We start from the raw sequence: 14,217 nt of genomic DNA on the forward strand, positions 1-14,217 counted from the left end.
AACGGAAACGACTTGAATGGAAGGGGGGAGGGCGCCGCTTACGGGTCGATCACGAGTCGCACGGCCAGCGGCGAGCCGTCGAGATCGCGCGACAGGTCGACGCGTTTGACGCGCAGCGGCGTGCCGTCGAAATATGCCTGATAGACGATCGTCCAGCCGTCTTGCTTCAGATGGGTGGGGCGCTGCGTCTGCGGATCGCGTTCGATGCTCGCTTGCGAGCCCGGCGCGCTCTGCATGCGCAACCAGTAGCGCATACCGCCTACGGGCAGCGCGAAGCCCAGTGCATCGCGCATCACATCTTCGAGACGAGGGCCGGTCAGGGGCGCTTTGCCGGGCAGTTCCAGCGAGGCGCTACGCGGATTTTCGCGCACGATCGCCTGCGTCTGGCCAAGCGGGTCGAGTAACTGAACGGTCGCATTGTCGCCGTTCTGTTGCCAGTCGAAATTGCCGTAAGTGTTGCGCGGCTCGCCGTTCTGTTCGTATCGCACCGCGAAGCGGCCGCGGTAGTGTTCGACGCTCGCGCCCGCCGTCGGCTCGGCAGGCGCCGGCGGCGCGAGGCTCGCGCACCCGGTGGCGAGCACGGCGGTCGAACACGCCAGCACGAGTGCGGCCGTGCGCGCGAATGTTCGCAGACCGATGCTGCGCGACGGTTGTGACGTCCGCGCGCCCTCGGTCGACTGATGCCACCGAGGCAATTGCGGCAATTGCGGTGACTGGAGCGACTGCGGCGCTCGCGCCACCCCGAAGGACTTCACTGTCATGGGCATTAGGGCGCGACGTTGTAACGCTTCATCGTCGAGCGCAGCGTATCGTCGTCAGCATCGAGCTTGAGGGCTTCGCGCCAGGTCTTGCGCGCTTCGTCCTGCTGGCCTGATTCCCAGAGCACTTCGCCCAGATGCGCGCCGATCTCGGCCTGTGCCTGAATACCGTACGCGCGACGCAGCAGTTCCAGCGCCTGCTGCTTGTCGCCGAGGCGATACTTCACCCAGCCGAGGCTATCCATGATGTACGGATCTTCCGGCGAAAGCGACGACGCCTTTTGCAGCAGCTTGAGCGCTTCCGGCAGACGCGTGTTGCGCTCCGTCAGCGAGTAGCCCAGCGCGTTGTAGGCCTGGGCGTTCTCGGGTTGCGTCGCCATCACGCGACGCATCGCTTTTTCCATCACGTCGTAGTGCTTGTTCAGTTCCGCGACCATGCCGTACTGGTAAAGCAGGTCTGCGTCGTCCGGATAATTCTTGACCTCGACGGCGAGCAACTTCTCGGCATCGTCGTAACGCTTGGCCTTGACGAGCAGGTCCGACTCGGCGCGCTTGAGCGCGAGTTGCTCGCGCGGATCGCTCGACTGGATACCGTGCAGCAGCGCGCGGCCTTCCTCGACCTTGCCCTGATCGGCCAGCAACTGCGCGCGGCCGATCTGCGCCGGCAGATAGGCGTTGCTGTCTTCGCGAATCTTCGAGAGCCACTTGTCGGCGGCCGGATAATCCTTGCGATCCTGCGCGATTTGCGCGAGGTAGACGTAAGCCTGTGCGCCGTCGGTGTTCTGCTGCTCGGCTTCCGTCGCGTATTTCTGCAAGTACTGCTCCGCCTGCGCCGGGTGATTGGCGTGCAGGTTGAGCAGCGCCAACGCCATGAGCGTCGAGAGTTCGTGCGGGTAGCGCTTTTCGAGGGTCTCGAACTGCTTCTGCGCGGCGTCGAGCTGATTGTCCGCCAGCAGCAACTTGGCGTAGGCGAAGCGGGCCTCCTTGGCGTCCGGGTTCCGGTCGAGGAACGATTTCAGACTCGCGATGGCGCCGCTGCGCTCGGCCGGTCCCATCTGCCCGTAAAGGAGGGCCGCCGCTTCGTAATCGGGCTTGAGCCTGAGTGCGTTTTCGAGCGACGCGCGCGCACCGGCCGTGTCGCCTGCGTCGAGTTGCGAACGGGCGATGGCCAATTGCGCCTCGGGGCGCTGCATGTCGTTCGCCAGCATGCGCTTGAGCGAGTCGATGCCCGTGGCGCGCTCCGGACTGCGGGCGATCATCTGCTGCAATTCGAGGATGGCCTGACCGCGTCGCGCTTCCGGCACCTTGTTCAGTTCATCGACCAGCAGCGGCTCGGCTTCGGCCAGATGACCGGTGCCGACTTCGAGGCTGGCGAGCAGTTGCGACGCCGGGCGCCACGTCGGGTCGAGCTGATGCCACAGCTTGGCGGCGACGAGCGCATCGCCGAGCTGACGCGCACCGAGCGCGATCTCGACGGCGCGACGCGCCATGCGCGGGTCCTTCGTCCGGTTGGCCAGGGCGATATAGGTATTGAAGGCTGGGGCGAGGCTGCCCTGTTGCAGGCTCAGTTCGGCGGCCAGCACTTCAAAGACGATTTCGCTGGTGAGGGCGACGTTCGGCAGCTTTTCGCGGGGGACGTTCGCATTCGGGGCGACGTCTTCGCTATCGACGTCTGCACTCGCGCTGCTGGCCGCCCCCGGTGCGCTTGCCTTGGCGGGCGCGCTTGCCGGCGCGGCGGGGGCTTTCTGCACCGTCTGCGCGAAGGCGTTCGAAGATGGCAGGAATGCCATGATGGCGCTGGCGCAGGTCACGCCGAGCGCCGCGGCTCCGGCCCACGCCCCGCGGGCCAGGGCGCCGCGCAGGCGCAAAACCGCAGGTGCCACGGTTACCGCAGTCTGGGCAGCGGCGGGAATGGACTGGAATCGGGTGTTCGGCATAGGGATCCACGGCAGGTTTCGAGCGATTGTAGCGCGCCCGATACAATAGAGTCTAAATCCTCAGCAAACGTTCGCAGGCATGCCTGAACTCCCAGAAGTCGAAGTCACCCGCCGCGGTATCGCGCCGCACGTGGCGGGCACTCGTATTGCGCGTATCGACGTTCGCAACGGCGCGTTGCGCTGGCCGGTACCCGACGGGCTCGATTCCCTTTTACGTGGCGAAACGCTTGTCGGCGTGACCCGTCGCGGCAAGTATCTGCTGCTCGAATATGCGCCCGGCTGGCTGCTCGTGCACCTGGGCATGACCGGCACGTTGCGCGTGATGCCGGAGCCGCTGTCGCTGCCCGCGGCGGGGGTGCACGATCACATCGATCTCGTCTTCGAGCGATGTGCGTTGCGTTATCGCGATCCGCGTCGTTTCGGCGCCGTGCTCTTTCATCCCCGCTCGGCGGGCGACGTACTCGCGCATCCGCTGCTCGCCGGCCTCGGCGTCGAACCGTTGACGGACGATTTCGACGGTGCGCTGCTTTACGCGGGCACACGCGGGCGCACTGTGTCGATCAAGCAGGCGTTGCTTGCCGGCACGATTGTCGTGGGCGTGGGCAACATCTACGCGTCGGAGAGTCTCTTTCGCGCAGGCATTGCGCCGCGCATGCAGGCGGGCAAACTGTCTCGTCCGCGGGCCGAAAAACTCGCGCAGGCCGTCAAGGTCGTGCTGGCGGCAGCCATCGAGAAGGGCGGCAGCACGCTGCGCGATTTCGTCGGCAGCGACGGTCAGAGCGGTTATTTCCAGCAGGAGTATTTCGTCTACGATCGTGCCGGTCAGCCGTGTCGCGTATGTGGCACCGCGATCCGGCAGATCGTTCAGGGTCAGCGATCCACGTTCTTCTGCCCGCATTGTCAGAAATAACGCCTGCGCTTACGTGCAGCACAAAAGCCCCCCAAAGCCCTTATGAACGACGCTTCTCACGACACCTCTGCCGGCACGCTTGCGGACACCTTCGCCGAGCGTCTGATCGCCTGGCAGGCCGAGCATGGCCGTCATGATCTGCCCTGGCAGAACACGCGCGACGCGTATCGCATCTGGCTGTCCGAAATCATGCTTCAGCAGACGCAGGTCGCGACCGTGATTCCGTACTACGGACGATTTCTCGAGCGCTTCCCCGACGTCGCCGCGCTGGCGAATGCGCCGCAGGACGACGTCATGTCGCTCTGGAGCGGCCTTGGCTACTACTCCCGCGCGCGCAATCTGCATCGTTGCGCCCAGGTGGTGGTCGCCGAGCATGGCGGACGCTTCCCCGCCGACCCGCAGACCCTCGCTACATTGCCGGGCATCGGCCGCTCGACGGCCGCCGCCATTGCGGCCTTTGCGTACGACGCGCATGCCGCCATTCTCGACGGCAACGTCAAACGCGTGCTCGCGCGCGTGTTCGGCATCGAAGGTTTCCCGGGCACACCGAAGATCGAGCGCGAGATGTGGGCGTTGGCGGAATCGCTGCTGCCGACGACCGACTTGCCGGCTTACACGCAGGGGATGATGGACCTGGGCGCAACGCTGTGTGGACGCGGCAAGCCGCGCTGCGGGGAATGTCCGTTCGATAGCGATTGCGTGGCCCACGCGACCGGACGCGAGCGCACGCTGCCGACCGCCAAACCGAAGAAAGCGCAACCGGAGCGTTACGTGGACGTACTGGTGATTCGTGCGGGGGATCGGGTCTTGTTCGAGCGACGCCCCGACAGCGGGATCTGGGGCGGCTTGTGGAGTCTGCCGGAACTCACGCCGCCGACGGACGCCCGCGATGCCGACGACGCCTCGCTGCGTGAGCGTCTCACGGGGCGTGCCGCCACGCTGGGCGCCAAGCTAGGGACGGTGCAGTCGCTCATGCCGTTGCATGGCCTCACACACGTTTTCACGCATTTCAAACTTCACCTGCGTCCGTGGCTGGTCACGTTGACGGTGTCGTCGACGCCGTCGGACGAGGCGGATCGCGCGTGGCTGGATGGCGCGGGCGTGACGGCGGCAGGTTTGCCGTCGCCGATCCGCAAGATCGCCGATGCACTGTCGCTACACGCGTCGGGCGGCGCTCAACTGTCCTTGCCGACCTGAGTGCTGCGGCGTCCGTCATCCATCGGGCGTCGCCGTTCCCGCCGGCGAGGCCTGTGGCTCAGCGCTTAGGACTTCGACTCGGAGGGGGGAGCTAGCTCGCGATGACGCACGAGCACGCTCGCCTCGTTGCGAAAGCGCTCGCCCAGCGTCTCGGAGATGAACACCGAGCGGTGCTGGCCCCCCGTGCAACCGATGGCGACCGTGAGATAGCTGCGGTTGTCGCGCATGTAACTCGGCAGCCATTTCTGCAAATACGCGCCGATGTCGTTGATCATCTCGTCGACTTCCGGGATAGCGGACAGGAAGTCGATCACCGGTTGATCGCGACCGGTGAGCGGGCGCAATTGCACGTCGTAATAGGGGTTGGGCAGGGAGCGGACGTCGAACACGAGATCGGCGTCGAGCGGCACGCCGTGCTTGAACCCGAACGATTCGAACATCAGCGTTAGGCCGGTCTGGTCGTGCTGCACGAATTCGCGAATCCAGCGGCGTAGCGCACTGGCGCGCAGGTTGCTGGTGTCGATCTGGTGACCGAGTTCGGTCACGCTGCTGAGCATCTCGCGTTCTTTCTCGATCGCCTCGACGAGCGAACCGGTCGCCGTCAGCGTGTCGTCTCCCGTGACCGAGAGCGGATGACGGCGGCGCGTCTCCGAGAAGCGCTGCACCAGCGTCTGCGTGGTGGCATTGAGGAAAAGTACGCGCACATCGTGACCGAAGCGGCGCAGACCGCCGATGATCGGCGGCAGTTCGGCGAGCGAGCTGCCGCTGCGCGCGTCGATGGCGACCGCGAGGCGCGTGTAGTTCTGTGTGCCGAGGTAGATGGCGAGTTCAGGCAAAAAGCGCGACGGCAGATTGTCGACGCAGTAGTATCCCGCATCCTCGAGGACGTTCAGAGCGAGCGATTTGCCCGATCCGGAGACGCCGGTAATCAGTACGATCTTCATGACATTTCCCGAATACAACCATCATGGTAAGCGATTGTGTCGTACGGGTGTCGAGCGGGAAAAAACGGGAACGTTCCATCCGTTTTCCCTGCATTTGCGAGACATCGCGCCATTGCAATCTGGCTTCAACCTCATGACAACGAAAACGGCGCCCATCGAGGGCGCCGTCGGGCAACTGCAAAAGCGCGAAACCTCAGGCGGCCGGTGCGCTCGACAGGCATTGCTTCATGAACGCCTTGCGATCGTCGCCCTTCTTGCCGGCGGCCTGCGTGTTACAGGTCTTCATCTTTTCCTGCTGGGTTTGCTTGGCTGCGGGGGCACCGCCTGCCGACAGACATTGCTTCATGAACGCCTTGCGGTCGTCGCCCTTCTTGCCCGAGGCTTGCGCGTTGCAAGCCTTCATCTTGTCTTGTTGCGAATTGCTCGCCTTGGGGGCGGATGCCGGGGCGGCGGCCGTCTGGGCGAACACGGGCGATGCGAGCAGCGGGGATACCAGGAGCAATGCAGCGAGTGCTTTCTTCATGATTGTCTCTCCATAAGGTCGTCACGCACGGGCACGGGGGGATGGACCGCGTAGCGATTACAACATGATAGAAAACGCGCCGCAATCGCGCGGCGTTGACAGAAAGACGCAAGCGTTGCGGTATACCCGCAGGGTTTGCGGTGTTTCGACGTGAAACCTGGGAGCTGCCACAGAGGCGGCTGCCGAGGCACGCCGCCGCGAGGGGGTCAGAGCAGCTTGCCTTGCATGCCGTCCGGATCCTGCATGGCCTGACGCTGGCGCTCCATGAAGTCCTTGAGCGTATCGATGCCGCGCAACTGCAAAATCGTGTTGCGCACGGCGGCTTCGACCAGCACGGCAAGGTTGCGCCCGGCCGCCACTTGCAGAATCACCTTGTTGATGGGCAGGCCCAGCACATCCACCGTTTGCGCTTCGAGGGGCAGGCGCTGGAATTCGCCGTCGGGACGGCGCACCAGTTGCACGATCAGCTTGAGCTTCATCTTCCGGCGCACGGCCGTCTCACCGAAGATCGTCTTGATGTCGAGCAGTCCGAGACCGCGTACTTCCAGCAGGTTTTGCAGCAACGGCGGGCAGCGGCCTTCCACGAAATCGGGGCCAAGACGCACGAAATCGACGGCATCGTCGGCCACCAGGCCGTGTCCCCGACTGATCAGTTCGAGACCGAGTTCACTCTTGCCGAGCCCGGAGTCGCCCGTGAGCAGCACCCCCATGCCCAGAATGTCGATGAAAACGCCGTGCATCGTGCAACGCGGGGCGAAAACCCGTGAAATGTACAGGCGCAGGCTATCGATGACCGACGCCGTCGACAACGGCGTGGTGAACAGCGGTGTGGAGGAGCGGGTACAGCGCAGTACCAGATCGGGCGGCGCTTCGAGGCCGTCGGCCACCACGAGGAACGGCGGCTCTAGCGCGATGACTTCGCCCATGTGGCGCTTGCGGTTTTCGTCCGTCAGCCGCTGGTAGTAGCGCAGTTCCGCCTCACCGAGCACCTGAATCCGGTTCGGGTGGATGAGGTTCAGGTGACCCACGAGGTCGGCGCTGGAGGTGGCCGTCGCCACGCTCTCGGGCGTGAAGCCACGCTCCCACCCCTCATGGCCTGTCAGCCACGACAGACGCAGCGTCGCAGCGTTGTCGTCGAATATGCTTTGCGCGTTGATGCCGGTCAGTTCCACCGCGTCGCCTCGTTCGGTTGGGTGTGAGAGCTATTGATGTCGTCTGTGTTCGCGGTGGTTCGCAGCGGTTAGCGGCCGGGCAGCGCCCGGATCAGGGCTGCCAGTTCGCGAGTGCGGTATGAATCTCGTTGGCGCTCGGGGCGTTGATCAGCGTCTCACGCATCGTGCGGTCAGAGAGCAACTGCGCGATTTCGGACAAGATCTCGAGATGTTGCTGGGTGGCCTGCTCGGGAACCAGCAGGAAAAACAGCAGGGACACCGGCTGGCCGTCGGGCGCTTCGAAAGGAATGGGGTTTTCGAGGCGAATAAACGCCGCCATCGGGTGCTTCAGCCCTTTGATGCGGCCATGTGGGATCGCCACCCCTTCGCCAAGACCGGTCGAACCCAGACGCTCGCGGGCGAACAGGTTGTCGGTGACCGTCGCGCGTTGGAGCTGGGCGTTTGTCTCGAAGAGAAGGCCGACTTGCTCGAAGACGCGCTTCTTGCTGGTGACGGATAGTCCAAGCCGGATGTTGGACTCAGGTAAGAGTTTGAATAAACGGTTCATCTTGTAATGCGGGCGAACGCTTAGTCGCCCTCCAACCCCCGATTGACCTCGCATTATAGACCACCCGCCGCCGTGCTCGCGGCGAGAAACCGAACAGGGCCGAACCATATAAAAGGGGCCGTTCTACGGCCCCGCGGTGGGTGATGCCAGACTTACGAGAGACGGATATACGCTTCGGTGGTTCCTTGCGGGTTTTCGTCAGTGTCAGTCAGTGCGACGACCACGCCGGAACGCAATCACTGTAGCGGTTCCGCCTCGGGAGGTTGCTGGTGCTTGATGGCTTCGCGACCGTGATCCTGAACCTTGTCCTTGTACTGCATTACCTTGCGGTCGAGCATGTCGATCAGCTTGTCGATGGCGGCGTACATATTTTCGTCACACTTCTCGACGAAAATTTCCTTGCCCTTGAGATTCACGGTGACGCTCGCGTTCTGGCGTCCCGATTTCTCCTTGGACTTGTCGACAGAAAGGATCACCTCGACACTTATGACCTGATCGAAATGGCGCAACACGCGTTCGAGCTTGTTGACGACATATTCTTTCAGTGATGCCGTGACTTCGAGATGATGTCCACTGATCTGAAGATTCATAGCTGCTCTCCTTGCTGAAATGCCGAAGTGCAGGCCGCATCATCGTTGACGCTGGCTGGCATGAGCGCGAGCCATTGACGTGACGCAATGTCGCACTGCGGCGTTATGCCCCAGCGGCCAACATGGCGCACCAGGACTGTCCTACAAAGATTTGCGCAAGTTCACTGCGGGGATTCGCATGGCCTCGCGGTATTTCGCGACGGTGCGCCGCGCCACCACAAAACCTTGCTCTGCCAGCAGTTCCGCGATTCGGCTGTCGGAAAGGGGGCTCTGCGGGTCTTCTGCTCCTATGAGTTGCTTGATGAGTGCGCGGATGGCGGTCGATGACGCAGCGCCTCCGGCTTCCGTTGCCACGTGTGACCCAAAGAAGTACTTCAGCTCGAATGTTCCAAATGGAGTGAGCATGTACTTACTCGTTGTCACCCGTGAAATCGTGGATTCATGTAAACCCAGCGTATCAGCAATCTCGCGTAAAACCAAGGGTCGCATGCCGATTTCGCCATGCGTGAAGAAGTTCTTTTGACGCTCGACAATGGCCTGCGCCACGCGCAGGATCGTGTCGAAGCGCTGCTGAATGTTCTTGATGAGCCAGCGAGCCTCTTGCAATTGCTGTTGGAGGTTGCCGGTGCCCGGATCGTTCCGGTTATTTCGCAGAATGCGCGCGTACATCTCGTTGATACGCAGACGCGGCATAACTTCCGGGTTGAGCTCGGCCACCCAGCCGCTGCCCTGTTTGCGTACCAGCACGTCCGGCACGACGTAATCGGCCTGCGGCGAGCCATAGGCTGCGCCCGGAAACGGGTCGAGTGAGCGAATCAGCTGATGGGCGGCGCGCAGGCTGTCCTCCGTCACCCCCAGCAGGCGGCGCAGGCGGGTGTAATCGCGCGCGGCGAGCAGTTCCAGGTGATCGGTCACGATACGCAGCGAAAGCGTACGCACGCTGCTGGCAGGCAGACGCTGGAGCTGCAAACGCAGGCATTCGGCAGGGCTGCGGGCGCCCACGCCCGCCGGATCGAAGCTTTGCAGCAGCGCCAGCGCAGCATTGATCTCTTCGGTCTCGAGCGCCAGTTCCTCCGGCATTTCCGCCTGAATCTCGTCGAGCAGGGAGCCGAGATAGCCGTCTTCGTCGAGCGATTCGATCAGGAATTCGACCAGCGCACGGTCGCGTGGCCCGGCCTTGGTCAGGCGCAACTGGGCCAGCAGGTGTTCGCGAAGGTTGGGATGGTCGACGTGCAGTTGCGGGCGCGCATTGTCGTCGTCGTCGGAGGCGCTGCCGGAGCGGGCGAAGTCGTTCAGGCTCCAGTCGCCGCCGTTGTCCTGTGCGTTGTCGTCGAAACGGGCCTCGCCGTCCAGTTCCCGGGCCTCGTCGTGCCCGTTGGCGGGCTCGGGGCTGTCGTTCGAACTGCTGGACGACGAACTCCGCTCGTTGCGCAGCGACCCGTCGGTGCCCACCCGCACCGAGCCGGCGAGCCAATCGTCCTCGCGTTCGAGCATCGGGTTCTGAGTCAGGGCGTGCTCGACTTCCTGCTGAAGTTCGAGCGTCGACAGTTGCAACAACCGGATCGATTGCTGCAACTGCGGCGTGAGGGTCAGGTGCTGCGAGGTGCGGAGTTGAAGAGTCGGTTTCATAGCGTGTCTCGCCTTCATTGTAGAGGCTTTGTCACGCCAACGGAACCGGCCTTGCCTCCTATCGGAGGCAGGGTTTACATGCGAAAAATTTGCTTTACATCCGGAAATTTTCGCCCAGATACACGCGACGGACGCTTTCGTCGGCAACGATCTGGTCGGGCGTACCGGCGGCGAGCACCGAGCCTTCGCTGATGATGTAGGCGTGATCGCAGATGCCGAGCGTCTCGCGCACGTTATGGTCGGTAATCAGGACACCGATACCTCGGTCCTTCAGGAAGCGCACGATCCGCTGAATTTCGAGCACCGCGATCGGATCGACGCCCGCGAACGGTTCGTCGAGCAAAATGAAGCGCGGTTGCGTAGCGAGCGCGCGGGCGATTTCCACACGACGACGCTCGCCGCCCGAGAGCGACATGGCCGGGTTCTCGCGCAGATGGCTCACCTGAAGCTCGTCGAGCAGCGACTCGATGCGGCGTTCGATCTCGTCGCGCTTGAGCGGCTTGCCGTTTGCATCGACCTGTAATTCGAGCACGGCGCGAATGTTGTCCTCGACCGTGAGCTTGCGGAACACCGATGCTTCCTGCGGCAGATACGAGACGCCCATGCGGGCGCGCTCGTGAATCGGCAGTTCGCTGATGAGATGGCCGTCGAGCTGGATTTCGCCGTCGTCGGCGGGCACCAGGCCCACGATCATGTAGAAAGATGTTGTCTTGCCGGCGCCGTTCGGGCCAAGCAGCCCCACGACCTCGCCGCTCTTCACATCGAGCGAAACGTCCTTGACGACGGTGCGTGCGCCGTACTGCTTCTTGAGCGAGCGCACGACGAGCGCGCTCGGCTTGCCCGAGAGGCCCGCGCCCTGATTGATGGCCGAGGCGTTGCTGCTGGCAGTGTTGTTGGCGGTATTACTCACGCGGATTCCCGATGGACTTGGAGGGCGACAGCGGCGGCAGATCGCCCTTGGGCGCGGCTGCCGGCCGGCTCGCACCGGGCGGCGTTGCCTGTGCGCCCGTGGCGTTGCGGGGGGCGAGCGTGGCGCGCACGCGGCCGTTCGGATTGTTGGCGTTGACCAGGTCCGAGCCGCTGTTGGCGGTGTAGACCTCATTGTAGGTGTCGTACGTGATCACGCTGCCGTGAATCTCGTCGAGCACGCGCGTGCCGCCGGCCAGACGCTTGAGCGTTGCCTGCGTGGTCAGCGTGGCGACTTCGGTCTTGCCGTTGTAGACGATCTTCTGGCCCCAGCCGTCGATGTATTCGTCCACGCCGTCGCGCTTCTGACGCATGTAGGCGAGCGGGCCGCCCGGCTTGTAGTAAGCCGTGGCGTACTGGTAGCCCTCCGGATCCTGAGTCACTTCGACGCGATCGGCCTTGAGGAGAATCGTCCCCTTGGTCATCGTCACGTTGCCCGTGAAGATGTTGACCTGCTTGAGGTCGTCGTAGCTCATGTGATCCGACTCGATGTTGAGCGGTTTGTCACGGTCGGCGCGTTCGGCGTGGGCGAGCGGCGCGGCCAGCGCACCGAGAACGGCGAAGGCGGTTGCCAGCGCGCGCAGGGCGCGCAGCGATAACGAAGCGGGTCGCAGGTGAAGGCGATCGGTCATGGGGTCTTGGAGCCCTGTTGGGTCTGAGGTGGTGCGCTCGGCGCGGTGGGCGCAGCGGACGGGCCGGACACGCCGGACACGCCGGACGAGGGCGGACGCTTGGCGCCCAGTTCCGCCGGCTGGATCGTGCCGTGGACATTGCCGAGCAATTGTACGGCGCGCGTGATGTTATTGAAAATCATGCCATCCCCGTACATCACGGACGAGCCGCGGAACAACTGGACCGGCTTTTCGGTACGCACGATGTCTTCGTTGATGAGCACCTGGAAGTGCTCCGAGAGCCCGCGCATCTCCGGGTCTCTCGGTCCCGCCTGACGCAAGACGACGGCGTCGTCGTACAGATCGACGACCGACATGTCGGCGTTCAGCGTGCCGCGCTTGCTCGTGGCCGTCACCTCCGGCTGATTCGGGGTGAAGGCGCGCACGGCGGGCATCGTCATGGCCGTCGTCTGGTCGTCTTCGAAATGTGTCATGTGAACGGCGTTGACGCGGTACTGCGTCGCGCCGTTCGGCGACAACATGGAGATCACCAGATCGTCGGCGTAGTAATCGGGGATGTGTTGCTTCACGTACGGCGTGCGGTCGGCATCCGACGGCAGCGTGCGTTGCACGAGCCAGTACGTGCCCGCCGCCAGCCCCGCCAGAACGACGATGGCAAGCAGCGAAGACGGAGAGACGCGTTGAATGGCCATGAGTGGATCGGCTCCCTCGACGCGTCAGGCGAGCGCTTCGGCGAGCAGGGCGTCGTAACGCCCCTGCGCGCGCAGGATGAAGTCGCACAACTCGCGCACGGCGCCTTCGCCTCCGCGTGTGCCGGCGATCCAGTGGCAACGCGCCTTCACTTCGGCGTGTGCATTGGCCGGGCAGGCCGCGAAGGCCACGCGCGTGAGCACCGGCAGGTCGGGCCAGTCGTCGCCGATATGTCCGCAGACGTCGGCCGTCACGGACACCTTGGCGCACAGATCCTCGAACGCGGCGCGTTTGTCTTGCACGCCCTGATAGACGTGCGCGACGCGCAGATCCGCCGCGCGCCTGGCGACGATGTCGGACTGGCGGCCGGTGATGATGGCGGTGACGATCCCGGCCTCGGCGAGCAGCTTCAGGCCGTGTCCGTCGAGCGAATCGAACGTCTTGACGACTTCCCCGGCAGGGCCGTAACGCAGGCCGCCGTCGGTGAGTACGCCGTCGACATCGAACACCATGACGCGCAGACGCGCGGCGCGCTCGGTGGCGGCGGCTGCGTCGAATGTGGTCGTACTGGGATGACTCATGGATGGAAAACTCACACGACCTTGGCGGCGAACAGGTCGTGGACGTTGAGCGCACCGACGAGGCGGTCGTTCTCGGTCACGAGCAGTTGCATGATGCCGAAGCGTTCCATCAATTCGGCGGCTTCGGCGGCGAGATGGTCCGGTCCGATGGTGCGCGGGCCGGTCTTCATGACATCGGCCAGCTTCAGCGAGGTGAAATCGAGCGTGCGTTTGAACAAACGACGCAAATCGCCGTCGGTAAAAATACCCACGACTCGGTCGTCGGCATCCACGATGGCCGTCATGCCCAGACCCTTGGCGGTCATCTCGATCAGCGCGTCGGAGAGATTCGCGTCGCTCCGCACGCGGGGAATGGCGTCGCCGGTGCGCATGACGTCGCGCACGAACGTGAGCAGACGCCGGCCGAGCGCGCCGCCCGGATGCGATCGCGCGAAGTCGTCGGCGCCGAAACCGCGTGCGTCGAGCAACGTGACGGCGAGCGCATCGCCGAGGGCGAGGGCTGCCGTGGTGCTTGCCGTGGGGGCGAGACCGAGCGGGCACGCCTCTTTCTCGACGTGAGCGTCGAGATGCACGTCGGACAGGCGTCCGAGGCTGGAGGCGGCGTTGCCGGTCATGGCGATGAGCTTCGCGCCGATGCGCTTGATCATCGGCAGGATGCTCACCAGTTCACCCGTTTCGCCGGAGTTGGACAGGGCGACCACGACGTCGTCGGCCGTGATCATGCCCAAATCGCCGTGGCTGGCCTCGGCCGGGTGAACGAAGAATGCGGGAGTGCCGGTGCTGGCGAAGGTAGCGGCGAGTTTGCGGCCGATATGGCCCGACTTGCCCATCCCGGTGACGACCACCCGTCCCTTGCAGGCGAGCAGAAGCGAGACCGCTTCGAAGAAGCTGTCGTCGAGGTGTGCGGACACGCGTTCGATGGCGTCGGCTTCAGTGCGCAACACCTCCCGGGCGACCTCTAGTGCCCGGCCTGGATTGATTTTCGCTATCATGCGCGGAGTATATCAAAACGGACGTGGCGTCGAAGGACAGCCGCGCCACGTCTGGCCCCGCGCCTTTCGGGACATCGCCCGAAGCGGCCCGGTTTGCGCGCCGGGCCTGACGCCCGGACGTAATCTGGCATGTGTTTTGCATGACACAT

Annotated in this window: 15 protein-coding genes; 2 read left to right on the forward strand and 13 right to left on the reverse strand. The window is 64.0% G+C overall.

Features of this window, described 5'->3' with window-relative positions; genetic code table 11:
- Positions 1-38 precede the first annotated feature (38 nt).
- Together PAN31108_RS19610 and PAN31108_RS19615 are read right to left on the reverse strand one after the other, a co-directional pair.
- Positions 39-761: an outer membrane lipoprotein LolB gene (locus PAN31108_RS19610; RefSeq protein WP_150670451.1), complete on the reverse strand. Its 723-nt coding sequence runs from the start codon at positions 759-761 to the stop codon at positions 39-41.
- A 5-nt stretch (positions 762-766) separates the two neighbouring features.
- Positions 767-2,695, reverse strand: a complete 1,929-nt coding sequence (locus PAN31108_RS19615) for a tetratricopeptide repeat protein (RefSeq protein ID WP_150670452.1) — start codon at positions 2,693-2,695, stop codon at positions 767-769.
- Between the two features lie 79 nt (positions 2,696-2,774).
- On the opposite strand from PAN31108_RS19615, the gene mutM reads away from it, so the two are divergent.
- Positions 2,775-3,605, forward strand: coding sequence for a bifunctional DNA-formamidopyrimidine glycosylase/DNA-(apurinic or apyrimidinic site) lyase (gene mutM / locus PAN31108_RS19620; RefSeq protein WP_150670453.1), 831 nt, complete (start codon positions 2,775-2,777; stop codon positions 3,603-3,605).
- A gap of 42 nt (positions 3,606-3,647) precedes the next feature.
- Positions 3,648-4,802, forward strand: coding sequence for an A/G-specific adenine glycosylase (mutY, locus tag PAN31108_RS19625; RefSeq protein ID WP_150670454.1), 1,155 nt, complete (start codon positions 3,648-3,650; stop codon positions 4,800-4,802).
- A gap of 65 nt (positions 4,803-4,867) precedes the next feature.
- Here the strand turns inward: mutY and rapZ are convergent, their stop codons facing one another.
- The 11 genes from rapZ to PAN31108_RS19680 all read right to left on the reverse strand — a co-directional run bounded on the left by rapZ (position 4,868) and on the right by PAN31108_RS19680 (position 14,068).
- Entirely contained in the window at positions 4,868-5,746 is an 879-nt protein-coding gene (rapZ, locus tag PAN31108_RS19630) for an RNase adapter RapZ (protein ID WP_150670455.1), read from the reverse strand.
- A 193-nt stretch (positions 5,747-5,939) separates the two neighbouring features.
- Positions 5,940-6,269, reverse strand: a complete 330-nt coding sequence (locus tag PAN31108_RS19635) for a PsiF family protein (RefSeq protein ID WP_150670456.1) — start codon at positions 6,267-6,269, stop codon at positions 5,940-5,942.
- Between the two features lie 206 nt (positions 6,270-6,475).
- The gene (gene hprK, locus PAN31108_RS19640; RefSeq protein WP_039395509.1) at positions 6,476-7,441 is read right to left on the reverse strand and encodes an HPr(Ser) kinase/phosphatase; all 966 of its coding nucleotides are present in this window, start codon (positions 7,439-7,441) and stop codon (positions 6,476-6,478) included.
- Positions 7,442-7,532: 91 nt separating this feature from the next.
- The gene (ptsN, locus tag PAN31108_RS19645) at positions 7,533-7,988 is read right to left on the reverse strand and encodes a PTS IIA-like nitrogen regulatory protein PtsN (RefSeq protein WP_150670457.1); all 456 of its coding nucleotides are present in this window, start codon (positions 7,986-7,988) and stop codon (positions 7,533-7,535) included.
- Positions 7,989-8,224: 236 nt separating this feature from the next.
- Positions 8,225-8,578: a ribosome hibernation-promoting factor, HPF/YfiA family gene (gene hpf, locus PAN31108_RS19650; protein WP_150670458.1), complete on the reverse strand. Its 354-nt coding sequence runs from the start codon at positions 8,576-8,578 to the stop codon at positions 8,225-8,227.
- A gap of 141 nt (positions 8,579-8,719) precedes the next feature.
- Positions 8,720-10,207 (reverse strand): RNA polymerase factor sigma-54, encoded by a 1,488-nt coding sequence (locus tag PAN31108_RS19655; RefSeq protein ID WP_150670506.1) that lies wholly within the window; start codon positions 10,205-10,207, stop codon positions 8,720-8,722.
- A gap of 94 nt (positions 10,208-10,301) precedes the next feature.
- Positions 10,302-11,072 carry an LPS export ABC transporter ATP-binding protein gene (gene lptB, locus PAN31108_RS19660; protein WP_150670507.1) on the reverse strand — a complete coding sequence of 257 codons (771 nt, stop codon included), beginning with the start codon at positions 11,070-11,072 and terminating at the stop codon, positions 10,302-10,304.
- A 37-nt stretch (positions 11,073-11,109) separates the two neighbouring features.
- Positions 11,110-11,805: a lipopolysaccharide transport periplasmic protein LptA gene (gene lptA, locus PAN31108_RS19665; RefSeq protein WP_150670459.1), complete on the reverse strand. Its 696-nt coding sequence runs from the start codon at positions 11,803-11,805 to the stop codon at positions 11,110-11,112.
- On the reverse strand, positions 11,802-12,497 hold the full coding sequence (gene lptC, locus PAN31108_RS19670) for an LPS export ABC transporter periplasmic protein LptC (RefSeq protein ID WP_150670460.1): 696 nt from the start codon (positions 12,495-12,497) through the stop codon (positions 11,802-11,804). Before lptC ends, lptA begins: the two co-directional genes overlap by 4 nt.
- Positions 12,498-12,521: 24 nt before the next feature.
- Positions 12,522-13,076 (reverse strand): KdsC family phosphatase, encoded by a 555-nt coding sequence (locus PAN31108_RS19675; RefSeq protein ID WP_150670461.1) that lies wholly within the window; start codon positions 13,074-13,076, stop codon positions 12,522-12,524.
- A gap of 11 nt (positions 13,077-13,087) precedes the next feature.
- Complete coding sequence (locus tag PAN31108_RS19680; RefSeq protein ID WP_150670462.1) at positions 13,088-14,068, reverse strand: KpsF/GutQ family sugar-phosphate isomerase; 981 nt, start codon at positions 14,066-14,068, stop codon at positions 13,088-13,090.
- Positions 14,069-14,217: the final 149 nt, after the last annotated feature.

The sequence above is a fragment of the Pandoraea anhela genome, from assembly GCF_902459655.1.
GTDB lineage: Bacteria > Pseudomonadota > Gammaproteobacteria > Burkholderiales > Burkholderiaceae > Pandoraea > Pandoraea anhela.